Source organism: Mesorhizobium sp. INR15 (assembly GCF_015500075.1).
Classification (GTDB): domain Bacteria; phylum Pseudomonadota; class Alphaproteobacteria; order Rhizobiales; family Rhizobiaceae; genus Mesorhizobium.
Genome location: NZ_CP045496.1, coordinates 1,698,317 through 1,724,677 on the forward strand (window position 1 = coordinate 1,698,317; position 26,361 = coordinate 1,724,677).

Annotated in this window: 24 protein-coding genes; 18 read left to right on the forward strand and 6 right to left on the reverse strand. The window is 62.2% G+C overall.

The window, feature by feature from the left end; all coding sequences use genetic code 11:
• Positions 1-211: 211 nt before the first annotated feature.
• A complete protein-coding gene (locus GA829_RS08215; protein WP_195178028.1) occupies positions 212-1,372 on the reverse strand; it encodes a patatin-like phospholipase family protein in 1,161 nt (386 codons plus the stop codon).
• 18 nt (positions 1,373-1,390) lie between these two features.
• Positions 1,391-2,158: an acetoacetate decarboxylase gene (locus tag GA829_RS08220; RefSeq protein WP_195178029.1), complete on the reverse strand. Its 768-nt coding sequence runs from the start codon at positions 2,156-2,158 to the stop codon at positions 1,391-1,393.
• Positions 2,159-2,382: 224 nt separating this feature from the next.
• Between GA829_RS08220 and GA829_RS08225 the strand changes: the two genes are divergently transcribed.
• A complete protein-coding gene (locus tag GA829_RS08225; RefSeq protein WP_195178030.1) occupies positions 2,383-3,171 on the forward strand; it encodes a 3-hydroxybutyrate dehydrogenase in 789 nt (262 codons plus the stop codon).
• 54 nt (positions 3,172-3,225) lie between these two features.
• Positions 3,226-3,990, forward strand: a complete 765-nt coding sequence (locus GA829_RS08230; protein ID WP_195178031.1) for a phosphodiesterase — start codon at positions 3,226-3,228, stop codon at positions 3,988-3,990.
• A gap of 33 nt (positions 3,991-4,023) precedes the next feature.
• On the opposite strand, the gene GA829_RS08235 is transcribed toward GA829_RS08230, so the two are convergent.
• Together GA829_RS08235 and GA829_RS08240 are read right to left on the reverse strand one after the other, a co-directional pair.
• The gene (locus GA829_RS08235) at positions 4,024-4,923 is read right to left on the reverse strand and encodes a hypothetical protein (RefSeq protein ID WP_195178032.1); all 900 of its coding nucleotides are present in this window, start codon (positions 4,921-4,923) and stop codon (positions 4,024-4,026) included.
• Between the two features lie 253 nt (positions 4,924-5,176).
• Positions 5,177-6,172 (reverse strand): sugar-binding transcriptional regulator, encoded by a 996-nt coding sequence (locus GA829_RS08240; protein WP_195178033.1) that lies wholly within the window; start codon positions 6,170-6,172, stop codon positions 5,177-5,179.
• A 203-nt stretch (positions 6,173-6,375) separates the two neighbouring features.
• Between GA829_RS08240 and surE (GA829_RS08245) the strand changes: the two genes are divergently transcribed.
• Complete coding sequence (surE, locus tag GA829_RS08245) at positions 6,376-7,143, forward strand: 5'/3'-nucleotidase SurE (protein ID WP_195178034.1); 768 nt, start codon at positions 6,376-6,378, stop codon at positions 7,141-7,143.
• Between the two features lie 69 nt (positions 7,144-7,212).
• On the opposite strand, the gene GA829_RS08250 is transcribed toward surE (GA829_RS08245), so the two are convergent.
• Positions 7,213-8,058 carry a metallophosphoesterase family protein gene (locus tag GA829_RS08250; RefSeq protein WP_195178035.1) on the reverse strand — a complete coding sequence of 282 codons (846 nt, stop codon included), beginning with the start codon at positions 8,056-8,058 and terminating at the stop codon, positions 7,213-7,215.
• 190 nt (positions 8,059-8,248) lie between these two features.
• Between GA829_RS08250 and GA829_RS08255 the strand changes: the two genes are divergently transcribed.
• The 9 genes from GA829_RS08255 to GA829_RS08295 all read left to right on the forward strand — a co-directional run bounded on the left by GA829_RS08255 (position 8,249) and on the right by GA829_RS08295 (position 17,960).
• The gene (locus GA829_RS08255) at positions 8,249-9,352 is read left to right on the forward strand and encodes an ABC transporter ATP-binding protein (protein WP_195178036.1); all 1,104 of its coding nucleotides are present in this window, start codon (positions 8,249-8,251) and stop codon (positions 9,350-9,352) included.
• A gap of 86 nt (positions 9,353-9,438) precedes the next feature.
• Positions 9,439-10,728, forward strand: coding sequence for an ABC transporter substrate-binding protein (locus GA829_RS08260; RefSeq protein ID WP_195178037.1), 1,290 nt, complete (start codon positions 9,439-9,441; stop codon positions 10,726-10,728).
• Between the two features lie 73 nt (positions 10,729-10,801).
• Positions 10,802-11,677, forward strand: a complete 876-nt coding sequence (locus GA829_RS08265) for a carbohydrate ABC transporter permease (RefSeq protein ID WP_195178038.1) — start codon at positions 10,802-10,804, stop codon at positions 11,675-11,677.
• Positions 11,674-12,522: a carbohydrate ABC transporter permease gene (locus tag GA829_RS08270; protein ID WP_195178039.1), complete on the forward strand. Its 849-nt coding sequence runs from the start codon at positions 11,674-11,676 to the stop codon at positions 12,520-12,522. The genes GA829_RS08265 and GA829_RS08270 overlap by 4 nt, the downstream gene beginning before the upstream one ends.
• A gap of 246 nt (positions 12,523-12,768) precedes the next feature.
• A complete protein-coding gene (locus GA829_RS08275) occupies positions 12,769-14,097 on the forward strand; it encodes an NAD(P)H-dependent oxidoreductase (RefSeq protein ID WP_195178040.1) in 1,329 nt (442 codons plus the stop codon).
• 2 nt (positions 14,098-14,099) lie between these two features.
• A complete protein-coding gene (locus GA829_RS08280) occupies positions 14,100-15,128 on the forward strand; it encodes a thiamine pyrophosphate-dependent dehydrogenase E1 component subunit alpha (RefSeq protein ID WP_195178041.1) in 1,029 nt (342 codons plus the stop codon).
• Positions 15,128-16,126: an alpha-ketoacid dehydrogenase subunit beta gene (locus GA829_RS08285; RefSeq protein ID WP_195178042.1), complete on the forward strand. Its 999-nt coding sequence runs from the start codon at positions 15,128-15,130 to the stop codon at positions 16,124-16,126. Before GA829_RS08280 ends, GA829_RS08285 begins: the two co-directional genes overlap by 1 nt.
• A gap of 3 nt (positions 16,127-16,129) precedes the next feature.
• A complete protein-coding gene (locus GA829_RS08290) occupies positions 16,130-17,479 on the forward strand; it encodes a pyruvate dehydrogenase complex dihydrolipoamide acetyltransferase (protein WP_195178043.1) in 1,350 nt (449 codons plus the stop codon).
• A gap of 112 nt (positions 17,480-17,591) precedes the next feature.
• Positions 17,592-17,960 (forward strand): hypothetical protein, encoded by a 369-nt coding sequence (locus GA829_RS08295; RefSeq protein WP_195178044.1) that lies wholly within the window; start codon positions 17,592-17,594, stop codon positions 17,958-17,960.
• A 147-nt stretch (positions 17,961-18,107) separates the two neighbouring features.
• Here GA829_RS08295 and GA829_RS08300 read toward each other — a convergent pair whose 3' ends face one another.
• Complete coding sequence (locus tag GA829_RS08300) at positions 18,108-19,085, reverse strand: sugar-binding transcriptional regulator (protein ID WP_195178045.1); 978 nt, start codon at positions 19,083-19,085, stop codon at positions 18,108-18,110.
• A gap of 263 nt (positions 19,086-19,348) precedes the next feature.
• On the opposite strand from GA829_RS08300, the gene GA829_RS08305 reads away from it, so the two are divergent.
• The 6 genes from GA829_RS08305 (at position 19,349) to GA829_RS08330 (ending at position 26,359) form a co-directional block, all read left to right on the forward strand.
• The gene (locus GA829_RS08305; RefSeq protein WP_195178046.1) at positions 19,349-20,335 is read left to right on the forward strand and encodes an ABC transporter substrate-binding protein; all 987 of its coding nucleotides are present in this window, start codon (positions 19,349-19,351) and stop codon (positions 20,333-20,335) included.
• Between the two features lie 81 nt (positions 20,336-20,416).
• Complete coding sequence (locus tag GA829_RS08310) at positions 20,417-22,120, forward strand: ABC transporter permease (protein ID WP_195178047.1); 1,704 nt, start codon at positions 20,417-20,419, stop codon at positions 22,118-22,120.
• Positions 22,108-23,187, forward strand: a complete 1,080-nt coding sequence (locus GA829_RS08315; RefSeq protein ID WP_195178048.1) for an ABC transporter ATP-binding protein — start codon at positions 22,108-22,110, stop codon at positions 23,185-23,187. Before GA829_RS08310 ends, GA829_RS08315 begins: the two co-directional genes overlap by 13 nt.
• On the forward strand, positions 23,187-24,353 hold the full coding sequence (locus GA829_RS08320; protein ID WP_195178049.1) for an MBL fold metallo-hydrolase: 1,167 nt from the start codon (positions 23,187-23,189) through the stop codon (positions 24,351-24,353). The genes GA829_RS08315 and GA829_RS08320 overlap by 1 nt, the downstream gene beginning before the upstream one ends.
• On the forward strand, positions 24,350-25,093 hold the full coding sequence (gene surE, locus GA829_RS08325) for a 5'/3'-nucleotidase SurE (protein WP_195178050.1): 744 nt from the start codon (positions 24,350-24,352) through the stop codon (positions 25,091-25,093). The genes GA829_RS08320 and surE (GA829_RS08325) overlap by 4 nt, the downstream gene beginning before the upstream one ends.
• Positions 25,094-25,213: 120 nt before the next feature.
• A complete protein-coding gene (locus tag GA829_RS08330; RefSeq protein ID WP_195179569.1) occupies positions 25,214-26,359 on the forward strand; it encodes a DUF930 domain-containing protein in 1,146 nt (381 codons plus the stop codon).
• Positions 26,360-26,361: the final 2 nt, after the last annotated feature.

Here is a 26,361-nt window from a genome sequence, read left to right on the forward strand (position 1 = left end):
ATCGCGCCGCAAACGCAAGACGGCGCCATAGCGGCGCCGTCTTTGTTTTGTCGGGAAACAATCAATCCTGATGGGGATCGCGGTCCGTTTGATGGCCAAGATCGAGACAATCGACCTCGTCGCCATAATGAAGGAACGCCGCTGCAGGGATCGTGCAGCGGCGTTCTTGTATGGGTCCGCCTTGTGTGGGGTTGCTCGACGGCGCCAAAATTCAGGTGGGGTCTTCCCGATGCAGGTCGTGGATGGCAACGCCTTCGACATTGGTCGGCATTGTCAGCCACTCGCGATGGCGCAAGGTGCGCTGCGTGTCTTCCAGTCCCGTCTCCCAATGCTCGCGCATCGAGGTGCCGGAGAATTCATAATCCTTGGCGTGGCCTTCGTAGCCTTTGTGCTGGTAGATCAGGTGGACAATGTTGACGATGCCGGCGTCGGAATAGTCCTCGATCAGGGCTTCCTCGGCCGGGGTCAGCTGTTCCTTCGGCACCCGCTTGAGCGCATCGAGCAAGCGCATCTTCAAGCCATGGATGCGTTTGAAATTGTCGGTGTTCTGACGGGTACGGCTCGAATACATGATGTCCTTGTGGCGCGACAGCACGTCCGGCATGCTGCGCGGCAGGACGCCGCGGGCGCTGAACAGGTCGACTTGGAACACCAGCGACGAGCGATCCTCTTCCTGGTCGAGCAGGTATTGCAGCGGCGTGTTGGAAACGATGCCGCCGTCCCAATAATACTCGCCCTCGATGCGGATCGACGGGAAGGCGGGCGGCAGCGCGCCGCTGGCCATGATGTGTTCCGGCTCGATGCGCACCTTGTCGGTGTCGAAATAGACGAAATTGCCGGTGCGGACATTGACCGCGCCGACACTGAGACGCTTCTTGCCGTCGTTCAGGATGTCGAAATCGATCAGGCTTTCCAGCGTCTGCTTCAACTCGGCGGTGTCGTAGAAGCTGGTGGCGCCCTCGGCGCCCTGCTGCTCCATCCATGGGTTCGGGTTGCGCGGCTTGAAGAAGCCAGGCTGTCCCATGACCATGGTCATCCACGAGGATGTGCGGTTGCGGATGTCGCGGTAGATGTCGCCCTCGGGCGTATAGGCCCAGATCTTGCGGCCCGAGATGGTCTGCCAGAACTGTTCCAGCCGCTGCAGCCGCCGGCTGGACTCGTTGCCGGCGATGATGGCTGCGTTGATGGCGCCGATCGAGACACCGGAGAGCCAGGTCGGTTCGCAGCCAGCGTCGGCCAGCGCCTGATAGACGCCTGCCTGATAGGCGCCGAGCGCGCCACCGCCCTGGAACACCAGCGCGATGCGGTCATACTGCGCCGAGATTTCCTCGATGGTGGCGGCGGCCGCCTTCTTGCGATTGCGTTCGAGCACGGCTTTGGTCTCCAACATCTATCTGGGCGTGGCTGAAATTCGGGCGCGGTCGGCGAGATAGTCGTGAACGACTTCACCGAGGCCGAGGGTCAGATCAGCGGTGAAATGAACGGCTGAGACGATGTCGAGCACCGGCAGCCGTGCGACGTCGGCCATGACGTGCGGACGCAGGTCGAGTGCCGCCGGCGCGGTCCAGGCCTCCTTCAAAGTCACGTCGGTAAGGTGATAGCGCACCAGCTCGCAGATGCGCGGCGTGCCGTCGACATGCGGGATGATCTTGATCAGGAAATTGGGCGCGGTGAGCGCGGCCATCACCTGATCATGGTCGGCTTCCCTGTGCTTGTAGCCCATGGTGCCGGTGGCGCAGAGGACGCTGCCATAGTGCAGCGTGCCGACGATCACTTCGCCTTCATGCACGATCTTCGGGCTGGCCAGTTTCTTGGGAAAGCCCCACAGCTCACGGCCGCCGGCGATCGGCGCGTCGTCATCGAGATACATCGAATGAACATAGGCGCCATGCTGGCCCTTGTAGCGGACCGGGATGACTTGGCCGGTCTCCGTATAGTCGCCGAAGCCAGTTGAATCCGGCATGCGGATGAATTCGTACTTGACCAGCGGCTCGTCGATTTCCAGCGGCTCCGGCACGACGGCCTCAAGCGCTTCGCGTGTCGTCCGGTAGGTGATGATGACGTATTCGCGGTTGAAGAAACGATAGGGCCCGGGCGGGAAGGAAGGGTTGGTGAGCGGCATCGCATAGGCGCGCTTCACGATATCGGCGATCTGCAAGGCGGTTGCCCCATTCGGTTCAGGAATGACTGCGCGAGTGCGCTGCGGCTTATGTTGCATGGCACCATGACAGTGCCGTGTCAGCTCCCTGACAGGCCCGGCGGCCGAAGTTCCAACGCGGTCGTATCCCTGTAATCGCGCCGACATATGGCTGTGGCATTGTCATGTTGCGGCGCACAAGAACGCGCCTCTTCGTGTTCCCTCCCAACACTCGCGAGATCACCATGGGTTTCCTGCCTTCGAAGAATGCCCTCGTCACCGGATCGACCAGCGGCATTGGCCTTGCCATTGCCCGCGCGTTTGCCGCTGAAGGCGCCAATGTCACCATCAACGGCCTGGGCGACTCGGCTGCCATCGAACAGGAGCGGGCCGGCATCGAAGCGGATTTCGGCGTCAAATGCCGCTACTCCGATGCCAACATGATGGACGGCGCGGCGGTGAGCGCCATGGTGCATGACGCCGAGGCAGCCTTTGGCAGCCTGGACATTCTCGTCAACAATGCCGGCATCCAGCATGTCGCGCCGATCGAGGACTTTCCCGACGACAAATGGGAAGCCATCATCCGCATCAACTTGCTGGCCGCCTTCTACGCCATCAAGGCCGCACTGCCCGGCATGAAGACGCGGAAATGGGGCCGCATCATCAACACCGCCTCGGCGCACGCGCTGGTCGCCTCGCCGTTCAAGTCCGCATATGTCTCGGCCAAGCACGGCATTTCAGGCTTGACCAAGACCGTGGCGCTGGAAGCCGCGCTGGACGGCGTCACCGTCAATGCGATCGCGCCCGGCTATGTCTGGACACCGCTGGTCGAAAAGCAGATTCCCGACACGATGAAGGCACGCGGCATGACCGAGGAACAGGTCAAGCATGATGTGCTGCTCGCCGCGCAGCCGACGAAGGAGTTCGTCACCGTCGAGGAATTGGCGGCGCTGGCGCTGTTCCTGTGCTCGGATGCCGCCAAGCAGATCACCGGAACGACCTTGCCGATGGACGGCGGCTGGACAGCACAGTAGAGCTTTTTCAGGCCAATTTCGGCACAGCCTGCGAGTAACTCAACAGTCATATCCATGAAAATCATCCAGATCTCCGATCCTCACCTGCTGCCGCCGGGCGGACTTCTGTACGGCTCCAATCCGCTCTCCCGATTGGAAGCCTGCCTTGCCGATATCGGCAAGAACCATGCCGATGCCGAACTGGTGGTGATTTCGGGCGACCTGACCAATGATGGCGAGCGCGCTGCCTATGCCGCCTTGAAGGAAAAACTGGCGGAATTTGCGCCGCCTTGCCGGCTGCTGCTGGGCAACCATGATGACCGGACGCTGTTTCTCGAGATGTTCCCGGATGCGGTTGCTGAACGCGGTTTTGTCCAGAGCATCGTCGACAGCGGGGAAGGCCGGCTGATCCTGCTCGACACGTTGGAGAGCGGACATGTCGAAGGCAGACTATGCGAGGCACGTCTCGCATGGCTGGATGAAAAGCTTCGAGAGGCGGGTGACCGGCCGGCATTCGTTTTCATGCATCATCCGCCGTTCAGGATTCACATGCCGGAACTCGACGATGTCCGGCTTGCCGACGCCGATGCCTTTCATGAGGTGCTGCAGCGGCACGGCAATGTCCGTCACATCTTCGCCGGACATGTCCACCGGCCAATCGCCGGCAGCTGGCGTGGCATTCCGGTCAGCACGCTGCGCAGCACCAACCACCAGACCGCGCTCGATTTTTCCGGCAGCTGGAGCCTCGGTCACGAGCCGCCGGCCTATGCCGTCATCTTCATCGACAGGGATGGCGTGGTGGTGCATTTCCACGATTTTCTGGGCGCCATCGGCGCCTAGCTAGCGCTGCCATCCGCCGGAGCAGAGGTCGCGTCAGAGATCCTTGACGATGCGATTGTCACGCCCGCCGAGATAAGTGTCCCACAAATGATCGGACATCAGTCTCCGATAATGCTTCGTGTTGATCAATCCTCGATATGAGGCGCCTCCGACATGAAAGAAGGCGCCACCCATCGCAACATGATCCGCTTGGGTTCCGTCGAGATTGAGACGGATTGTCGTTCTTGCTTCATCCGCGACCGCATCGTCGTGGAGCCGCCGATAGAGCACGGTCCAGTTTCCACCGCCGGTGTCCATTCCGTCGATGAAGCGAGGCGTGAAATCCATGTCGAGGTCCTCCACGGAGGAGAATCGATAGAAACAGAACCCCGCCCACAAGAACCAGCCTTCATGGCCCGGTTTCGCCTGGTATTTCGTGCCATAGACGGTCTTTCCTTCGAGCCGGCTCGGTATATCGACCGCGGTGATTGGAAAGCAATCATGGTCGAGAAAGCCGAAAAACTCAGGCCGCAGTGGCCGGACGATATTGTGGAATATCCAGTTCATGGCTGTTCCATGTGACCGGTTGGGATTGATTTCCCAGTTTCGGGGCAAAGGGAAATAGGCCACGCCTCGCGCCTGGCAGATGCTGGCGATGATTGTCCGCGCGGATTTGTTCGATGAGTTGTCGACAACGACAAGTGTCATACCGGACGAGTGCAGTTGCCAGGCCTGGGTCAATGCATCGATGACCCAGGGCGTGTTGAAGGCAATGACGAAGCAGGATCGTCTCGAGCCGGTTTGCCGCAGCTGCTCGGCGAATTTCAAGCCTTCGGCTGTTCCGCGCGCACGGAAATTGCCCTCAATCAAAGCATTGCGAAACGCCTTGAGCTTTCTGACTGGCCGATTCTGATTGAGCAGGTCGACCACGCCTTTAAACAATTTTAAGCCCATCAACACTTCGCCTAGTCTCGAGATAGACAGTCCATCCCATAGGATGAAGTCAAATTCGCTACAAGCAGATCAATGTCGATAACGCGGCCCTTTAGGGCGATAGAGAAATTTCTACGCAGAGATATTCTGCTCGGTGCATCGGGCAAGAGCGGCCTGACCTACATCTTCGCCGCATCTGCGCCTTGTACGCACTGACATTCCTGCGAACGAGCCATCACTCATAACAATCATGACAGGGACGCTTGAACCTCGCTCAAGCGTTCTGGCTGAGGGGTGCGAGCTCGAGCAAGGCCTGCGCGGCCGCGACGTCGGTGATCAGAAACCTGGCGTTGGTCGCGGCGATGCCGGCGCGGATCGCATGGATCTTGCGCACGCCGCCAGACGAGATGATGACCTTGGGGACCTTGCGGATATCGGCGGGGTTGATGGCCATGGCGCGATGGTTGACGGGATGATCGATGACATTGCCGTCGGCATCGACGAAGTGGCAGAGCACATCGCCGACCGCGCCTTTGTCCTTCAGGCTCTTGGCGTCCGACCAGTTGAGGATGCCGCGGCGGAATATCGATGCCTGCGTGCTGACGTCGCCGACGCTCAGCAGCGCGATGTCAACGGCCCGCGCCCGCTCGTAGAGCTGCTTGAGATCGTCCTGCTTCCACAGCGCATCGGCCAGATCCCGGTCGGGCACGAAAACCGGCGCGGTAATCTGATAGAGTTCCGTGCGATAGAATTCAGCGAAGCGCCAGGCGACGGCCGACGGATTGTGCGCGGTCGCGTGGGTGAGGCCGCCGAGGAGCGAGATCACCGTCATGTCGTCGACCTCGCGCCAGATCAGCGACCGCATGCAGACCTGCAGCGTCGCGCCCCAGCCAACCCCGATAGACAGTCCATTGGTGACCTGTTCGGAGATGTAGCGGCCGGTGGCATGTCCCACGACAGCGGCAACACTTTCCTCATCCTGGCTCGAGGCGGGCACGACGATCGCCTCCGTGAGTCCGAGGTGCTTTTCCAGTTCGCGTTGCAGCCGGATCAGCGATTCAGCCTGCGAATTGATGGTGATCTGCACCGTGCCGTCCTCGCGCGTTGCCGCCAGAAGGCGCAGGGCCTTGATGCGGCTGATCGCGAGGTGCTGGGCGACCTGTTCCTGCGTCAGGCCTTCAACATAGTAGAGATAGGCGGCCCTGAGCTTCAGCTCGTCCTGGTCGGACTGGAATTTCGTCCGCCTCGGCTTTTTTTCCACACCTGTCATGCCGCTCCCCTCGAGACGTATCCCCATAAACGATTTACAGGCGCAGGGAAATCTCACCATCCAATGGTGATCTGGCCGGCTCGGAAACCTCTGGGCTTTTGAAAAAGCTGCCCAGAATCTCTGGTGCATAATTGTACAATAATTTCCTATATGGCATAAATGTACTAATTATGAAAGCGCTTGCCAGGATAGAAGGACCCACTATGCGAATACTGCTCTCAAACGATGATGGAATTGACGCGCCAGGCCTGGCGATCCTGGAACGGGCGGCGGCGCTCCTGAGCAACGATGTCTGGACCGTCGCGCCGAGTGGAAACCGCAGCGGCTTCGGTCATTCGATAACGCTGCGGCAGAGTTTTACCGTGGAAGAGGTCTCGGCCCGCCGCTATTCATGCAGCGGTACGCCGGCCGACTGCGTCATTGCTGCCATGCATTGGGTGTTCCGGAACAGCTCGAAACCGGATCTTGTCCTGTCGGGCATCAATGAAGGGCGCAACGTTGCCGAGGACGTATCGTATTCCGGCACAATGGCGGTGGCGCGCGAGGCTGCCTTGTGCGGCATCCCGGGTGTCGCGTTTTCCATGCCGCGCGACAGCCAGGCCTATGGCGAAGACGATGTCGCGTGGCTGGCCGCACGCATCGCCGGCTTCTGGAACACAAGACAGGAATGGGCTCAGGAGGGCCATTGGCTGAGCGTCAACCTGCCGCGCCTTGTGCCGGCTTCCATGCGCGCGGCGCGGATAGGGCGTGACAAATGCGCGACACGGGTCGTCATTCATGCCGAAGATGCCCGCAGCGCCCGCATCGAGCCGCTGGCCGACCGCAATTACGCGACGACGCCGGGAGACGAGAACAGCCTTATTGATTCCGGCATCGCCTCGGTCACCTGCCTGAACTGGATGGGCCATGCCGCCGTGCCCGCGGGCGCGCTGTCGGAACTGGACGACACGCTTGAGCAGGCTGTCGCCTAGACCGGTATACCAGAGAGGAAATGAGGCGCCGGACCATCCGGCGCCTTCCACTTGTGCGAAGTGGCAAGATCAGTATTTCGGATAGACCTCGAGCAGGCAGTCATCGAGGTAGCTGTTGACGAAGCCCGAGATGGTCACCGCATGCGTCTCGATACCGCCATCGTCATGGAGCACATGTTCGAGATAGCCTACCTCTCGATTGCCGCCCATTTCCGGCACCAGTTCCTCGCGCGTCGTGAAGGCGATGGACGAGCACCATTCAAGCCGGATGCCGTCATGTCCGCGCGAACGCTGCTGGTGCAGGTGCCCGCTAGCAATCATTTTCAGCTGCGGGTGCTGCATGAGTTCGCGCAGGTTCTCGCGGCCGATCGGGTCGACGGTCCAGTAGGTCAGTTCGGTGCTTTCAGGCGTATCGACGAACAATGGCTGGTGCGAGAACAGCGCCAGGTGCCTGTCACCGAGTGTCTGCAACTGTTCATGAATCCAGTCGTATTGCTGTTGCTCGCCGTCAAGCCCTGAACCGACACGCAGGGAATTGATGCCTAGAAGCCGCCAGTTGCCTTGATCGATCGACCATTTGTCAGCGCCGTAGTAACGCTCGTAGCGTTCAAGCCTGGTCGGGCTGATCGCGCTGCCCATGACCGTCTTCGGCTGCGACAGGCGCGGATTGTCCCCGACATCGTGATTGCCGGGGATATAGCGGATATCCTTGCCGGCCCGCTGCAGGAACTCGCGGCAGAACGGATAGTCCTCCTCGAAACGGATGCCGTCCAGCGTGATGTCGCCGGTATGGATGATCAGGTCGTGATCGGCGGCCTTGAGCACATCGACCATGAGTTCGTTGTTCTCGTGAAAGCGCTGCGTTCGCGGCGACAAATGCGTGTCGGATATCTGCATAATTCGAATCGAGGCCATGGATCTCTCTTTTGCGGGTCTCTCGTGTCTGATGCGACGCTGCCTCAGAAGTGTACAATTGTATTGACATATAAAAGATAGTTCAATATTCGATTTTGGCGGTCAGCGGATCGCCAGGCTTGATCGCGCGCATTGCCGCGCTGGTTCCGGAGGGATCAGGCTGGAAGTTCTCGGGGAGAGGGAGGCGGCCATGTCCGGCATTGAGATCAGGAATCTCAACAAGAGGTGGGCGACCTTTGACGCCGTCAAGGATGTCAGCTTCGAGGTAAGGCCTGGTTCCCTGACCGTGCTTCTCGGGCCATCGGGTTGCGGCAAGTCGACGACGCTTCGCCTGATCGCCGGGCTCGATGATGTCACCTCCGGCCAGATATTCATCGGCGGCAAGGATGTAACCGCGCTGCCTCCGGCCAAGCGCGGCCTTGCCATGGTGTTCCAGTCCTACGCCCTTTTCCCGCATCTCAGTGTTGCCGAGAACATCCTGTTCGGCCTCAAGGTGCGGCGGGTGCCGGCCGGGGAGCGGACGCGCCGCCTGCGGAAGGCGGTCGACATTCTGGGGCTGGGGGCGCTTCTTGACCGCAAGCCCTCCCAGCTTTCGGGCGGTCAGCAACAGCGCGTCGCCCTCGGTCGGGCGATCGTCGCCGAAGCGGCGGTATGCCTCATGGATGAGCCGCTGTCCAATCTCGATGCGCAGCTTCGCCATGAAATGCGCAAGGAAATCCGGACCATCCAGCAAGCGTTAGGCATGACCATGGTCTATGTTACCCATGATCAGATCGAGGCAATGAGCCTCGCCGATCAGGTCATCCTCATGCGCGGCGGACGCATCGAGCAAAAGGCCGATCCCGTAGGGCTGTATCTGCGGCCGGCGACATCCTTCGCGGCCCGGTTCATCGGCACGCCGCCGATGAACCTCGTCTCGCTCACCAATGGCCCGGCAGGCGCCATTGTAAAGGGATCGTCGGGGCCGGCGCTGGTCGAGGGCAATGGCGACGGGCTGTCGCTCGGGCTGCGGCCCGAAGAAATCAGGATCGAGCAGGATGGCGTCGTTGCAGCCGTCATCCGCGGCATCGAATATCATGGCGCTGACAGCATTCTGGAATGCAGCGTTGGCGACCAGCTGCTGCAGGTGCGGGTGGAAGGTATCCGCCGCCAGTCGGTGGGCGACCAGGTGCGGCTGGGCTGGCTGCCAGACGCCATGCATGTCTTCGACGACAAGGACGGCAACCGGGTCGAGCGCAGGGCGCTGGTCGGTCAGGCGGCGACGGGTGAGCGCGCGCTGCGCGCGGTGCCTTGAACCGCCGAATGGCCAACGCGGTAAACGATGAACGCGGTGGCCCTTGAATTCGCGATCAACAAGCATCCAAAAAATCGGAGGAAACGATGCTGAATGTAAGTGGTAGGTGGATCGGCGCCGCGTTGCTTGGAGCAGGTCTCAGTTTCGGCGTGGCGCAAGCGGCGCCGGTTGAGATCAGCCTCTATTATCCCGTCGCCATCGGTGGTCCGGTGACCAAGATCGTCGATGACCTGATCACCAGGTTCGAGGCGGCCAATCCCGACATCAAGGTCAAGGCGATCTATTCCGGCACCTATTCCGAGACGATCAGCAAGTCGTTGACAGCTTTCAAGGCTGGCCAGCCGCCGGAGCTGGCGGTGATGCTGTCAGCCGACGTTTTCACGTTGATCGACGAAGGCGCTGTCGCGCCGATCGACGATTTCATCAAGACCGACGACGACAAAGCCTGGCTCGCCGGATTCTCGCCGGTGTTCATGCTGAACAGCAAGAGCGAAGACAAGACGTGGGGCATTCCGTTCCAGCGTGGCACCACCATCTTCTTCTGGAACAAGGATGCCTTCAAGCAGGCAGGTCTTGATCCCGATGTCGGTCCTCAGAACTGGGAACAGGTCGTCGATTTCGCTACCAAGCTGACCAAGCGGGACGCCGGCGGCAACGTTACGCAATGGGGCATGCAGGTGCCGTCGTCGCTGACCTCCTACTGGCTGCTGCAGGGCTATGTCGCGCAAAATGGCGGCACTATCGCCGACATCTCCGGAACCAAGACCCATTTCGACGCGCCAGAGGTGGTCGAAGGCCTGCAATATTGGACGGATCTGGCGCTCAAGCACAAGGTGATGAAGCCGGGCGTCATCGAATGGGCGACCAACCCGAAGGACTTCTTCGAGGGCCGCGCCGCCATGATCACCACCACCAGCGGCAACCTGACCAACGTCAAGACCAACGCGCCGTTCCCCTTCGGCGTGCAGATGCTGCCCGAGCACAAGAAGCGCGGCGCGCCGACCAGCGGCGGCAACATCTTCATCTTCAACGGCACCGCGCCCGAAAAGCAGCAAGCGGCCTTCCAGTTCGTCAAGTGGCTGACCTCCGCCGACCAGGCCGCCGAATGGAGCATCAAGACCGGCTATATCGCGCCGCGCGATGATGCCTGGAACACGCCGGCGATGCAGGCCTATGTCAAGGAATTCACAGGTGCCGCGGTTCCGCACGACCAGATTCCGTTCATGGTGCCGGAGCTTTCCACGCATGAGAACCAGCGTGTCGCCCGCGTCGTCGACGATGGCATTGAGGCTGCGCTCACCGGCTCCAAGACACCGGCGCAAGCAATGGCCGACGCACAGCAGGAAGCCGATCGCATCCTGAAGGAATACCGCTGACCGACCAGAAGGGCGGCGGTTCGAAACGGATCCGCTGCCCGGCTTCCCCGTCGCCGACAGGAAAGGCTGTTTCGTGACACAGGGACGAAATCAGATCACCGCATGGCCGCTGCTCCTGCCGGCGGTCGTGCTGCTGGCGGCGTTTACGCACGTCCCGGCGGTGATGACGCTGGTCAACAGCTTCTACAACACGCCGCGCGGCGTGCGTCCGGCAAAGTTCGTCGGCGTCGGCCACTACACCGACATGCTCAGCGACCCGGTGTTCCTGTCGGCGTTGAAGAACAATGCCATCTACGCCATCGGTACCGTGCCGGTGGCGATCGGGCTGGCCATGCTGATGGCGCTGATCGTCAATTCGTCCATACGCGGCAGGGGCTTGCTGCGCATGTCCTTCTTCCTGCCAACCATCCTGCCGATGATCGCCGTGGCCAACATCTGGCTGTTCTTCTACACGCCCGGCTACGGGCTCATCGACCGCTTCCTCGGCCTGTTCGGCTTTGCCGAGCGCAACTGGCTGGGCGATGGCTCGACGGCGCTGGGAAGCCTGATGGTGCTGGCTGTCTGGAAGGAAGCCGGCTTCTTCATGATCTTCTACCTGGCCGCGCTGCAGCAGATCAGTCCTTCGCTCGGCGAGGCCGCCGCGCTAGAAGGCGCCGGCCGCTGGTACTTCTTTCGCCGCGTCACTTTCCCGCTGCTGATGCCGACCACGCTGTTCGTGCTGATCAACGCCATCATCAACTCGTTCCGGCTGATCGACCATGTCATCGTCATGACCCGTGGTGGGCCTGACAATGCCAGCACGCTGCTGCTCTATTACATCTACCAGACCGCGTTCCGCTTCTGGGATACCGGCTATGCCGCCGCGTTGACCATGGTCCTGCTGGCGCTGCTCGCCGCGCTCGCCTTCGTGCAGTTCGGCATTCTCGACCGGAGGGTCCATTACAAATGACCGTCACCGCTCTTCCCCAGCCGATACAGTCGCGCGAACATGGCTTCTGGCACGCCATAGAGGTCATCGGCTGCTATCTCCTCGGCGCGCTGTGGATCCTGCCGCTGCTCTATGCGGTCTGGATGGCGTTCCATCCGGCCGAGTATGAGGTGCGCTTTGACCTCACAGCGCCGCTGACGCTGGCCAATTTCATCCAGGCCTGGAACGCGGCTCCCTTCGCGCGCTATTTCCTCAACACTTTCGTGCTGATCACGGTCATCCTGATCTCGCAATTCGTCATCTGCACGCTCGCGGCCTATGCCTTCGCCCGCTACGATTTCCGCGGCAAGACGGTGGTGTTCATGCTGGTGCTGGTTCAACTGATGATCATGCCAGAGGTGCTGCTGGTCGAGAATTACCGGACCATGGTCAAGCTTGGGCTCGTCGACACCGTGCTGGCCATGGGGCTGCCTTACATGGCTTCGGCCTTCGGCATTTTCCTGCTGCGTCAGGCGTTCCTGACTGTGCCCAAGGAATTGGACGATGCCGCGCGCGTCGAAGGGGCGGGACCGCTCGGCATCCTGCTCAAGGTCTACGTTCCCCTGTCGCGCCCGATCTACGTCGCCTATGGGCTGGTGTCGGTCAGCTATCACTGGAACAATCTGCTATGGCCGCTGGTGATCACCAACTCGGTCTCGACCAGGCCGCTGACTGTCGGCCTGCAGGTCTTTGCTTCGCCCGACCAGGGCGTGCAGTGGAGCATCATCTCGGCCGCTGCCCTAATGACATCGGCGCCGTTGCTGATCGGTTTCCTGCTGTTCCAGCGCCAGTTCGTGCAGAGCTTCATGCGGGCCGGCATCAAGTAGCCGGCCTACAGGCCGGATTCTCGTTTTGCCGTTGCGAGATCCTGTCGGCAATTCGACGGACTGCCGTCTTCGGAGTGGTCAAGCAGGCCGCTGCGTCCGGTTTTCCATGTCTGACGCGCAGCCGTCAGCCGGCCTCTGCAAAGGGTCCATAAAATGCGCAACTTTGGACATTAGTCTTGACAGAAATACAGATGTTCAATACCCGTCAGGCACTTGAACAGCATGCAAGTGGGAGGAATGAGCGGTATGGCTTCCAATGTTTCGTTGACGGGCCTTGCCCGCGATCTTGAGGTGCGGGCCAAGTCGGGCAAGCCTATCCGCATCGGCCTGATTGGCTCCGGCGAAATGGGTACCGACATCGTCACCCGCGTCGCCCATATGTCGGGCATCGAGATCGGTGCCATTTCCGAACTGAATTTGCCGGCGGCCAGCAAGGCTGTCGACATCGCCTTCCAGGAAACCGGCCATGCGCGCGAAGTGTCGAACGCCTCGGCCATGACGGCTGCCATGGAAGCCGGCAAGGTCGCGGTAACCAACGACGCCAACCTGGTCATCAACAATGACCTGATCGACGTGGTGATCGACGCCACCGGCGTTCCCGCCGTCGGCGCCGAGATCGGGCTTCGCGCCATGGAGCACGGCAAGCATCTGGTGATGATGAATGTCGAGGCCGACGTCACCATTGGCGCCTATCTGAAGAGCGAGGCCGACCGGCTCGGCGTGACCTATTCGCTGGGTGCGGGCGATGAGCCTTCTTCCTGCATGGAGCTGATCGAATTCGTCTCGGCCATGGGCCATCCGATCGTCGCCGCCGGCAAGGGCAAGAACAATCCGCTCAACATCGACGCGACGCCTCCCGCCTATGAAGAGGAAGCCAGGCGCCGGCACATGAATGTGCGCATGCTGGTCGAGTTCGTCGACGGTTCCAAGACGATGGTCGAAATGGCGGCGATCGCCAATGCCACCGGGCTGGTTCCCGACAAGCCTGGCATGCACGGCCCGGCGGCGACGCTTGGTGAACTGTCCAAGGTGCTGGTGCCGGAAAAGGATGGCGGCGTGCTGTCCCGGGTCGGCGTCGTCGATTATTCGATCGGCAAGGGTGTCGCGCCCGGCGTCTTCGTCGTCGCCGACATGTCGCATCCGCGCATCTCGGAGCGCATGGAAGACCTGAAGATGGGCAAGGGTCCGTACTTCACCTTCCACCGACCCTATCATCTGACCTCGCTCGAAGTGCCGCTGACCTGCGCTCGCGTCGTGCTCTACGGCAAGGCCGACATGGTGCCGCTGGCAAAGCCGGTGGCCGAGGTCTGCGCTGTGGCCAAGAAGGATATGCAGCCCGGCGAGAAGCTCGATGCGATCGGCGAATATTGCTACCGCGCCTGGATCATGACGGCGGCGGAAGCGCGCGCCGCCAAAGCGGTTCCTTGCGGCCTGCTGCAAGGCGGCTCGGTCACCGCGCCGATCAAGAAGGGTGAGCTCATCACCTACGCCAACGCAGCTCCCGCGCCGGGCTCCAAGATCGCCGAATTGCGCGCCCGCCAGGACAAGCTCGTTTACGGCACCGAGGGAGCGTGATCATGGCTGGAGCCAGCAAAGCCGTCGCGGACAGCCGCGCCAACCTGCCCTTTGTCTATCGCCAGTACAGCGCCGAGCAGCTGAAAGACGTGCTCTACAAGATGTACCTTATCCGCCGCTTCGAGGAGGGCGCGGAGGAGTGCTACACGCGTGGCCTCATTCACGGGACGATGCATCTGTCGATCGGGCAGGAGGCCAGCGCCATGGGCATCTGCATGCCGCTGGCCGAGGATGACCAGATCACCTCGACCCATCGCGGCCATGGCCACTGCATTGCCAAGGGCGCCGAGGTCAAGCGCATGTTCGCCGAGTTCTTCGGCAAGACCACTGGCTACTGCAAGGGCCGGGGCGGCTCGATGCACATCGCCGATGTCGCAAAGGGCAATCTCGGCGCCAATGGCATCGTCGCCGGCGGCATTCCGATCGCCGTCGGTGCGGGCCTGTCCTCCAAGATGATGAAGACCGGCAAGGTCGTGGTGTCCTTCTTTGGCGATGGCGCCAACAATGAGGGCGCTTTCCACGAGGCGCTGAACATGGCTTCGATCTGGAAACTGCCGGTGATTTTCGTGTGCGAGAACAACGGCTACGGCATGTCGACTTCGACGGCGCGCTCGACCGCGGTCAAGAACATCGCCGACCGGGCCGCCGCCTATTCGATGCCCGGCGTCATCGTCAACGGCAACATCTTCTCCGAGGTCGCCGAGGCCTCGCACCAGGCCGTGGCGCGCGCCAGGGCAGGCGAGGGACCGACACTGATCGAGTCCAAGACCTACCGTCATCGCGGTCACTCCAAGAGCGACCGCAACCGTTATCGCACCAAGGAAGAGATCGAGGACTGGATGTCGAACCGCGATCCGATCACGCTGTTCGAAAACGAGCTGCAGGAATTCGGCTTTGTCGACCAGAAAGGCATCGAGGCGATTCGCGACGCGGTGGCGCAGGAAATCGCCGAAGGCATCGACTTCGCCAAGACCAGCCCGTCCCCCGACATCCGAGACGTTCAGAATTTTGTTTATACGGAGCAGGCGTGATGGACGCGATGGTGCGTGAACTAAGCTACGCCCAGGCGATTCAGGAAGCCATGGCAGTCGCCATGGACATGGACGAACGGGTCTTCCTGATGGGCGAGGATATCGGCGTCTATGGCGGTGCCTTCCAGGTGACCGGCGATCTGGTCGAGCGCTTCGGCGCCGAGCGGGTGATCGACACGCCGATTTCGGAGCTGGGTGGAGCGGGCGTCGCGGTGGGCGCCGCGATGACCGGCATGCGGCCGATCTTCGAATTCCAGTTCTCCGATTTCGCCACGCTGGCGATGGAGCAGATCGTCAACCAGGCGGCCAAGATGCGCTTCATGCTGGGCGGCGAGGTTTCCGTCCCGGTGGTCATGCGTTTCCCCGCCGGTTCCGGCACGGGTGCCGCCGCGCAGCACAGCCAGAGCCTTGAGGCCTGGCTCGGCCATGTGCCCGGCCTCAAGGTCATCCAGCCGGCGACGCCCTACGATGCCAAGGGCATGCTGCTGGCCGCCGTCGCCGATCCAGATCCGGTGATGATCTTCGAGCACAAGCTGCTCTACAAGATGAAGGGTCATGTGCCCGAGGGCTATTACACGGTGCCGATCGGCAAGGCCGACATCCGCCGCGAAGGCCGGGACCTGACCATCGTTGCCACCTCGATCATGGTGCACAAGGCGCTGGAGGCGGCAGCCGTTCTGGAAGCCGAGGGCATCGACATCGAAGTGGTCGATCTCCGGACCATCCGGCCGATGGACAAGCAGACCGTCATCGACAGCGTCAAGAAGACCTCGCGGCTTCTGTGCGTCTACGAAGCGGTCAAGACACTGGGCATCGGCGCCGAGGTCAGCGCCATGATCGCCGAGAGCGATGCGTTCGATTACCTGGACGCGCCGATCGTGCGGCTGGGCGGCGCCGAGACGCCGATCCCCTACAATCCGGAGCTCGAGAAGGCTGTTGTGCCGCAGGTTCCCGACATCATCGCCGCCGCCCGCGACCTCGTGAAAGGGGTGCGCTGACCCATGCCGACCGAAGTCATTCTTCCCAAGGTCGACATGGATATGGCCACCGGACAGATCTCGCGCTGGTTCGCCGAGGAAGGCGCCAGGGTCAAGAAGGGCGACCTCCTGTTCGAAATCGAAACGGACAAGGCGGCGATGGAAATCGACGCGCCAGCCAGCGGCATCGTGCGCGATATCACGGGCAAGGAAGGCGTGGATATCGCGGTCGGCTCTGCCGTCGCGTGGATCTATGCCGACGATGAGGCCTATGGGGCTGTTTCGGCAAAGCAGGACAAGGCGCCAATCTCCCCCCTCGTGGGGGAGATGTCGACGAAGTCGACAGAGGGGGGCGCTGTCCCGCCTGCGTTGCATTCTGTCGCGCCCCCCTCTGGCCTGCCGGCCATCTCCCTCACAAGGGGGGAGATCAGCCACCTTTCAAGCGGCCGCGCGACTCCGCTGGCACGCCGTCTGGCGCGCGAAGCGGGTCTTGCTGTGTCTGGTATCACCGGCACTGGCCCGCACGGCCGTGTGGTCAAGGCCGATGTCGAAGCGGCGGTTGCCGGCGGCGCCAAGGCCGCACCAGCGAGTGCTCCAACAGCCCCCGCCGCCGCGCCGAAGGCCATGTCGGACGAGCAGGTGCTGAAACTGTTCGAGCCGGGCTCCTATGAGTTGGTCCCGCATGACAATATGCGCAAGACCATCGCGCGGCGCCTGGTCGAGGCCAAGACAACCATCCCGCATTTCTACCTGACGCTCGACTGCGAACTCGACGCACTGCTGGCGCTGCGCACGCAGATCAATGCGGCAGCCCCGGTGAAGAAGACCGAAAAGGGTGATGCGCCCGCCTACAAGCTGTCGGTCAACGACATGGTCATCAAGGCGATGGCGATGGCACTGAAGGCGGTGCCCGATGCCAATGCCTCATGGACTGAAGGCGCCATGGTCAAGCACAAGCATGCTGATGTCGGTGTTGCGGTGTCCATTCCTGGCGGCCTGATCACGCCGATCATCCGCAAGGCCGACGAAAAGACGCTGTCGGTGATCTCCAACGAGATGAAGGACCTGGCCAGCCGCGCGCGCAGCCGCAAGCTGAAGCCGGAAGAGTATCAAGGCGGCACGACGGCGGTTTCCAATCTCGGCATGTTCGGCATCAAGGACTTTGCCGCGGTCATCAATCCACCGCATGCGACGATCCTGGCGGTCGGCGCCGGCGAGGAGCGGGCGGTGGTGAAGAACGGCGAGATCAAGATCGCAACCGTGATGTCGGTGACGCTGTCAACCGATCACCGTGCCGTCGACGGCGCGCTGGGTGCTGAACTGCTGGTCGCCTTCAAGCGGCTGATCGAAAACCCGATGGGCATGCTGGTCTAGGCCACCGGCTCAAGCCGGCGCCTATAATGCGCCGGCTTACGACAGAAACGCCTTGTCAGGTGTCGACCCGTGACCCATGTTCCCCAGTGGATTGCGATCAAGGGAGGCCAGCATGCCCGCATTCGACCCGTCTGATGTGAAAACCCTGTTCGGCAAGGTCATGGGTGCGTCGCCATCGGACATCAAGCTGGTGGCGCAGCGCTTGCATGATCATGCCTTCGAGCCGCGCATGTCGGCGGAGGAGACGAAGCAGCTTGTGGTCAACCTGGGTTATGAGAGCCTGGATGCGTTCTGCGCTGATATCGGCCTGCCCACGCATATTGCCGAGCGCTGGAGCCGTTTTGGCGTTTCCGGTGAGATGAAGCAGGTGTTCACGCTGCTGGCGGCACAGCGCAGGCGGGTGGCCGAGGCCATCGCCGAGTTCGAATCCATGACGCATGTCGGCGTCGAGGATTATTTGCGCGAACGCGGCCTGATCTAAAGTGTATTGATATTCAGGTGATGCCGGTCTGCAAACGGCAGCTTCCTGCGCTTCCGGTGCTCACGTACTTCAAGTACGCTCCGCTCCGGTTCTCGGAACCAGCCGTCTTCGACTCGGCCTGACCTGAATCTCGACACACCTTGAGGCTCAGCTGCCTCTGGCCAGCAGCGCCGTGGCGGTGTCGCTGTCAGTGATCAACACGTTGGTGCTGACGGCCTTCAGCGCCGCGAGGATCGCCGGAACCTTGCGTTTCCCGCCCGCGGCCAGAACGACATTGGGCACCTGGCCGACCACGTCGAGGTCGACAGCCATGACACGGCCGTTGATCTCGTGATCGACCAGCCGGCCGGCGGCGTCGACGAAGTAGCACAGCATGTTGGCGACAGCACCTTTGGCCTTCAGCGATGCGATCAGCGACGAGGGCACGATGCCGTGCCGGAAGATCGTCGCGTCGGGCGACATGTCGCCGACGGTGAGCAGCGCGATGTCGGCGGCCGCCGCACGCTGGCGCACGTCCTGCAGGGCCGGCTGTGCCCACAGGAGATCGCGGAGCGCCGAGGTGTCGACCGTCACCGGAGCCGGGATCTGATAGCTGTCGACCTCGAAGACATCGGCGACCTTGGCGGCGACGATCGACGGGTTGATCCATTGCGAATGCGGCAGGCTGCCCACCAGCGCCACCACCGACGCCTGTTTCAGCTGCCGGCGGGCAAGAAAGCCCAAGCTGGCATGCAGCGTCGCGCCGCCGCCGATCGCCAGCGTCATGCCATCCTGCATCTGCGCGCCAAGATAGGCGGCGACAGCGTGGCCAATGGCCTTCTCCAGGTGTTCGTGGGCCGAAGGGGTCGGGATGACGACAGCGGCGTTGAGACCCCAACGCGTCTCCAATGCGCGCTCAAGCGCCACCTGCTCGGCGGTTGGCGCATTGATCGTGGTGACGACGATGCCTTCAGCCGTGCAGGCGGCCAGCGTGCGCATGACCTTTACCCTGGAAACATCAAGCTTCTCAGCGATCTGCTCCTGCGTGAAACCCTCGACATAATAGAGCCAGGCCGTCTTGACGTTGAGATCCGACGACACCATCGGCAATGCGGGACGAGTCGACTTGGGTTCTTCCGCAGGCATCGTTTCCTTCCCCTCATGCGCCATCGCCTGGCCGCATAGCCGTCATCGGAGAAACACCGTCCGGATGTCAACCGGCGCCATCTCGCGGGCACCTCGATTGTTGCACAATTGTGATCATTTGTAATTGACAATGTACATATGAACATATTTTGTGGGTTTCACGCGCTGTGTCATCCACCAGTCATATGCGCCGTGCAGGGAGGAAGAGACGGGGAACCGGCCAAGGGCCGGACCGTTCATGCGCAGACAAGACAGGAGGTCTCATGAAGACGCTATTCATCAAGCTGCTGGCCAGCCAGCTGGCGCTCGCGGCAACTTTGTTTGCCGGCGTCGCCGGCGCCGAAACGCTGACGCTCTACACGTCCCAGCCGGAAGCCGATGCGGCCAAGACCGTCGAAGCCTTCAAGAAGGCGAAGCCCGGCATCGACGTCACGATCTACCGCTCCGGCACGAGCGACATCCTCACCAAGATGGCTGCAGAGTTCGCGGCCGGCAGCCCACAGCCCGACGTGCTGCTGATCGCGGACGCGGTGAGCATGGAGCTGCTGAAGAAAGACGACCGGCTGATGGCCTACCCCGAAGCCAAGCTCGATGGCATCGAGGCTGACGCCTATGACGCCGACAAGACCTATTTCGGCAGCAAGCTGATCACCACCGGTATCGTCTACAACACCGCTGCCGCTGAAAAGCCCGAGCATTGGGCCGATCTTGCCAAGCCGGCCTATGCCGATGGCCTTGTGATGCCCAGCCCGCTCTATTCGGGTGCTGCTGCCTACCTGCTGTCGGGCTTCGCCGGCGACACCAATTACGGCTGGGATTTCTTCCAGAAGCTGAAGACCAACAACACCGTCAGCGTGCGCGGCAATGGCGCGGTGCTGAAGTCGGTGGCATCAGGTGAGAAGCCCTATGGCATTCTCGTCGACTTCATGGCGATGAATGCCAAGAAGAAGGGCTCACCGGTCGAGTTCGTGTTCCCAAGCGAGGGCGTGCCTGCAGTGACCGAGCCGGTCGCTATCATGAAGACCGCCAAGAATGTCGAGGGCGCCAAGGCCTTCGTCGACTTCATCCTCTCGGACGAAGGCCAGAAGCTGGCGCTGTCGATGGGCTATCTGCCGGCGCGGGCCTCGGTTGGCCGCCCCGAATGGCTGCCGGAAGGCGTCAAGGTCAAGGTGATGTCCTTCGACACCAAGGCAATCGTCGCCAAGACCGATGCCGACAAGGCGAAGTTCTCGGAACTGTTCGGCGGCTAACAAGGTGCGCGGCAATTCCGGCGGGATGCCATTTCAGTGGCGTCCCGCCTTCGCCGCCAGGCCGATCCGGGGAAAGCAATCATGTCCACAAGGGTGAAGCAAAGTCTGGGACAGGAACTGGCCCTGACGCTGGCGGTGGCTGCTGTCATCGTCGTGCTGTCGCTGCTGCCGATGCTGCGCCTTCTCAAGGAGATCGTCGCACCGGGCGGCACCGTGTCCAGCGTGGCCATAGAGGCCGGCCTGGCCAGCCCCGCGACCTGGATAGCGACCTGGCATACATTGGTGGTCGGCATCGGCGGCACCTTGCTCGCGGTGCTGTCGGGAACGCTGGTGGCGGTCCTTATTACCTTGACGGATATCCGTGGCCGCGGCGCCCTCGTGCTCTGCTACGTCATGCCCCTGATGATCGCGCCGCAGGTCACCGCGCTTGCCTGGCTGCAACTGTTCGGTCCGGCAAGCCCATTCCTCAAGCTGTTTGGCGCGGCACCGCCGCTCGGCACGAAGAACCCGCTCTACTCAACCTCGGGCATCATCCTGCTGCTGGGCGTGCAATATGGGCCGCTGGTTTTCCTGCTGGTGCGCGCCGGCCTGCGCAAGCTGCCGCGCGAGTTGGTCGAAGCCGCGCGCGCGGGTGGTGCCGGATGGCTCTCGGTGCTGTTCACCATCGTGCTGCCGCTGATGACGCCTTCCATCATGGCGGCGGCGGCGCTGGCTTTCGTTTCCTGCGTCGGCAATTTCGGCATTCCGGCCTTTCTCGGCATTCCGGCCAATTATCTCGTGCTGCCGACCCTGATCTACCAGAGGCTTGCGGGCGGCGGCCCGGCCGTGCTTGGCGAGACGGCATTCCTTTCGGTGCTGATCGGCATCATCGCCATGGCCGGCATTCTCGCCCAGGAGGTCATGAGCCGCCGCCGCGACTACCGCATCAGTTCCACCTCGCTGCCGGCCGAGCCTTACGAACTTGGGCGCTGGCGGCTCCCTGTCCAGATCGGCATGTGGCTGCTGATTGTCCTGGTGCTGGTGCTGCCACTGTTTGGGCTCGTCCTGACCTCGCTGGTGCCGGGCTATGGCATCGCGCTCAATGCCACGACGGCGACGCTGGACAACTATCGTTTCGTCCTGTTCGAACATGCCGCCGCCAGCCGCGCTTTCTTCAACAGCTTCTGGCTGTCGATCGCGGCGGCTTTCTTCGCGGTCATTGTCGCCGTGCCGATCGGCTATCTCATAGCCTGGGGCAAGCAGCGCTGGGTGCGGCTGCTCAATCTGTCGGTCGAACTGCCCTATGCCTTGCCCGGCGTTGTGCTGGCCATCGCCTCGTTGCTGTTGTTCCTGCGGCCGATCCCGCTGACAGGCATCCAGCTCTACAACACCGTCTGGATCATTCTGTACGCCTACCTTGCCCGCTTCCTGGTTCTGGCCTTGCGGCCGACGATCAGCGGCTATCACCAGATCGACCGGGCGCTGGAGGAAGCCGCGCAAGTGGCGGGCGCCGGCCTGTTCATGCGCATGCGCACCATCATCTTTCCGCTCGTGGCACCGGCCGCGATCGCCGGCGGTCTGTTGATCTTCATGACGGCACTCAGCGAACTGACGGTTTCGGCGCTTCTGTGGTCGTCGGGCTCGGAAACGATCGGCGTGGTGATGTTCTCCTTCGAACAGGGGGGCGATTCCAACTACGCGGCGGCAATGTCGGTGATCACCGTGGCGGTCACGTTCGTGCTGATGCTGGTGACCAATCTCATCGGCCCCCATCTTCCCAGCGGAGTTCTGCCATGGCGAGATTGACCCTCGACAATGTGACCAAGAGCTTCGCCGAGTTCGACGCGGTGAAGGATGTTTCAATCGATGTCAGGGATGGTGAGTTCCTGGCGGTGCTCGGACCCTCCGGCTGCGGCAAGACGACATTGCTCAGGCTTGTCGCCGGCTTCGAGAAAGTGACGTCAGGCGAAATTCGGATTGGCAACGAGATCGTCTCGGCAAAGGGCGGCAATGTTGCGCCGGAAAAGCGCCGGGTCGGCATCGTCTTCCAGAATTATGCGCTGTGGCCGCATATGAGCGTGGCCGAGAATATCGGCTATTCGCTGAAGGTGGCCGGCCTGGACAAGGCCGTCGCTCGCCAGAAGGTCACCGATGCGCTGGCGCTGGTCAACCTGCAAGGCCTGGGCGACCGCAGGCCGGCCAACCTGTCCGGCGGCCAGCGCCAGCGTGTGGCACTGGCGCGTTGCCTGGTCGCGGCTCCTTCGCTGGTGCTGTTCGACGAACCTCTCGCCAATCTCGATGTGCATCTGAGAGCCGCGATGGAAGACGAGTTCGCCGCCTTTCACAAACGCACCGGCACGACCATCGTCTACATCACCCATGATCAGGCCGAGGCGATGGCGCTGGCCGACCGCATCGCGGTAATGGATCGTGGCCGCCTGGCACAGCTTGCGACCCCGCGCGAGCTCTACCATGAGCCGGCAAACGAGATGGTCGCCTCCTTCATTTCGCAAGGTATTTTGCTTCCCGCCGAGGTGCTGGGCAGCGAGACATCAGGCCACTGCAAGGTGCGGGTGCTCGGCCAGGGACTGGTGGTTCGCTGCAGGGCTGGGGAAGCGCCGCGCGCCGGTGCCAAGATCTGTTGCCGGGCCGCTGATCTGGAAGTTGTTGGCGGTGATCAGCCTGGTGTGGACGGCACCGTAAAGCGCGCGATCTATCGAGGCGGCGCCGCGCGGATCGAGTTTTCGCCCGCCGCCAGCCCCGACCTGGTGCTGCATTTCGAACAGCCGGATCCGGTCTCGCTGGCCGGCGGAAGCCAGGCGCGGCTGCGGATCAAATCCGGCTGGCTCATTCCGGCGGAGCCGGCAGTTTGATGCTCATCGACTTGCTTGGCGGCTTTGGCGAGAAGGGACGCACGAGCGTCGCTGTCAGAAGCGGCAACGACCATATTCTGCTCGACGCCGGCATCAAGGTCGGCGCGTCCGGGGCCGAATATTACCCGGCGCTCAATGGCTCGCTCGCCGACATCGACGCGTTGTTCATTTCGCATGCGCACGAGGACCACATCGGAGCGCTGAGCTGGCTGTTGTCACGAGGCTATGCAGGGCGGATCCTGATGACGGCGGAAACGCTGAAAGAGGGACCGGCAACGCTTGCCGGATATGCGGACCCTGAAGACCTCCGGCGATTTCCCCTGCCTGGCGACCGCATAGAGCTTTTCGAGCCTGGCGAAACGCTGAAGATGGGCAATCTCACTGTCCGCACCGGGCAGTCGGGACACGTCGTCGGTGGTGTCTGGTTTGCGGTCGACGATGGCGAGAACCGCGTCGCCTATTCGGCGGACGTGGTGCCCGACAGCAATGTCTTTGTCATGGACACGATCCCGCAATGCGATCTGCTTGTGCTTGACGCATCCTATGGCGCCGATCCAGTGCCGGGCACGATGCGGGCGCAGGCCATTTCCGATTGGATCGCGGGCCATGCCAGGGGCTGCCTGCTACCGACACCGCTGTCGGGCCGTTCGCTGGAATTGATCGCGGCCATGCCGGGTCCATTCGCCATCCACGCCGGCATGCGGGCTTCGCTCGAAGCGCAGATATCGGCGACGGCAGCCTTGCGGCCCGGCGTTTCCGACATTCTGGGGCAAAGGCTGCGCGGCGCCGCCGACTGGGCCGATGCCGATCCCCTGCCATCGATGCCGCTGCTTGCGGATGATGGCATGGGCGAGGCGGGGCCATCTTCACGGCTGTTGCCGCGTGCCGATCTGGCCGGCTTTCCTGTGCTGCTTACCGGGCATCTGCCATCGGGCTCCCCCGCCGACCTGTTGCACAAGGCGGGCAGGGCGGGTTGGGTGCGCATGCCCACGCATCCGACACTCCTGGGCAATGTCGATATCTGGGACAAGGCGGGGCGCCCCGTGGCGCTTGGCCATTCCTGCGCGCCGGATCAGCTCAACCAGCTCAAAAGCCACATTCCGCTGCTGCGCACGCAATACCGCACCGGCCAGAGCTTCGTGGTGCCTAGGGGAAACAATCAATGAGAATTCTGGTCTGCAACGACGACGGTATCGAAGCACCGGGGCTCGCCCGCCTCGTCACGGCGGCAAGCAGCCTGAGCGACGATGTGTGGGTGGTGGCGCCCGATGGCAAGCGCACCGCGGCGGGTTCGTCGCTGACGATCGCCAGGCCCTTGACCATGCGGCGCGTCAGGCCGAACTGGTATTCCTGCTCGGGCACGCCGGCCGATTGCGTGGTGAGTGCCATGACGTGGCTATTCGAGAATGAGCGGAAGCCCGACCTAGTGATATCGGGCGTCAATGACGGCCGCAACGTTGCCGAGGATCTCGCCTATTCCGGGACGTTGGGCATAGCCCGGGAGGCGACTTTCTGGGGCGTGCCGGCGATCGGCTTCTCGCGTGTGAAAAATCCTGATTTCAGCGATGCCGATGACAAATGGCTGGGTGCACTAATCGGCTCGCTGTGGCAATCGCGCGCCGGCTGGGCGACCGAAGGCCATTGGCTCAGCGTCAACCTGCCGACCGTGCTGCCGGCTGAAATCCGGCAGCCGCGCATCGGCCGCGACAAGATCGGCCGCAAGGCCGAAGTGGTGGAGAGCGACGGCGATCGCACGGTCATCACCGTTCCGCGCGGCCGGGCTCATGCCAGCCAGCCAGGCGACGAAAACGCTGCCATCGATGCCGGCTTCGTCAGCATCAACCGGCTGAACTGGTTTGGCGAGACGCGGCTGGATGAACCGTTTGTGAGCAGGATCCTCGGCTAGCGGCAAAGTCAGCGGCTCTCTCCGCGCGGTCATCCAGATCACAAACCTGTCAGCGGCTAAATCGAGCCAATTCAGTGCCTATGCTTGAAGCCGCCGCTATTTCATTCCACATCGGTCGGGATGATGGATGAAGTGCGCGAATGGCGTCGGAAGTTGTTGTGGGCTTTGCCCGCATCGCTGATCCTGCACGTGCTGATCGCCGCGCTTCTGATCTACGGTCTGCCCAAGCCTCCCGAGCAGCCGCAGCAGGAGCAACCGGTAAACGTCGAACTCGTGCCTCCACCCGAGCAGCCGAAACCGAAACCTGCACCCGCGCCACCGCCAAAGCCCAAAGCCGAGAAGCCGCCAGAGCCGAAGGTTGAAAAACCACCTGAGCAGGCGCGCAAGCCAGACGACAGTCAGGTTCTGAAACGCGTTTTTCAGTATGGCGAGAAAGATACCGGTCCGAAGAAATCCCTGGACGGGGGTGGCGCGCAGGACAACGCGCCGTCGCCGGCCAAGGATGATGCTTCCAAGCCTTCTGCCGTGCCAAAGCCCACGGAGAGCCAGCCCGCCGCACCGGCAACCGCCGAGCAGCAGGCTGAGCCAAACAAGGCTGACGAGAAGCCGGTGACCGATACGACGGATGCCAAGCCCGCGCCAAGCGAGGAAAAGCAGGCTAACCCGGACACGGACAAACAGCAGGCAGACAAGCAAGAGCCGGCAGCACAACCCGTCGAAAAGCAGATAGCCGTGACGCCAACGCCGTTGGCGGCCGAGACCGGCGGAAAGCCAGAGCTTTCTGCCTCGACCGAAAAGGCAAAGCCCAAACCTGCAAAGCCGACGAAATTCAAATCCGCAAAAGCGGTGAAGTCCCAAAATGGGAGTCCCGCAAAGTCAAGTTCTCCGAACACCGCCGCTGCCGGATCGCCGATCTTTTCGGGCCTTCCAGGGGTTCGAAAGCTCTACTCGCAGGGCGCAACCGGCGATGCTCTGGCCGCAAGCTCCATGAGTGGCGTGCCTCGCGATCAGCGCGTTGCCAACCTTTGCGCCAACGTGCTGAACCAGGAATTGCAAGTGGCCGACTATTTTCCCAAGTGGCTGCCGACCATACCCTTGAAGACGGGCAATGTTCTCAGCCCTTCGGAGACTGCCTTCAGCACGGCAAACACATGGTACCGGCTGAGCTTCCGGTGCGAGGTTGACGCCGATGCGACGAGGGTCCTGTCGTTCAACTTCCGTGTCGGAGAGAAGATTCCACGCAGCGAATGGCCGCGGCCTCTCTAGTT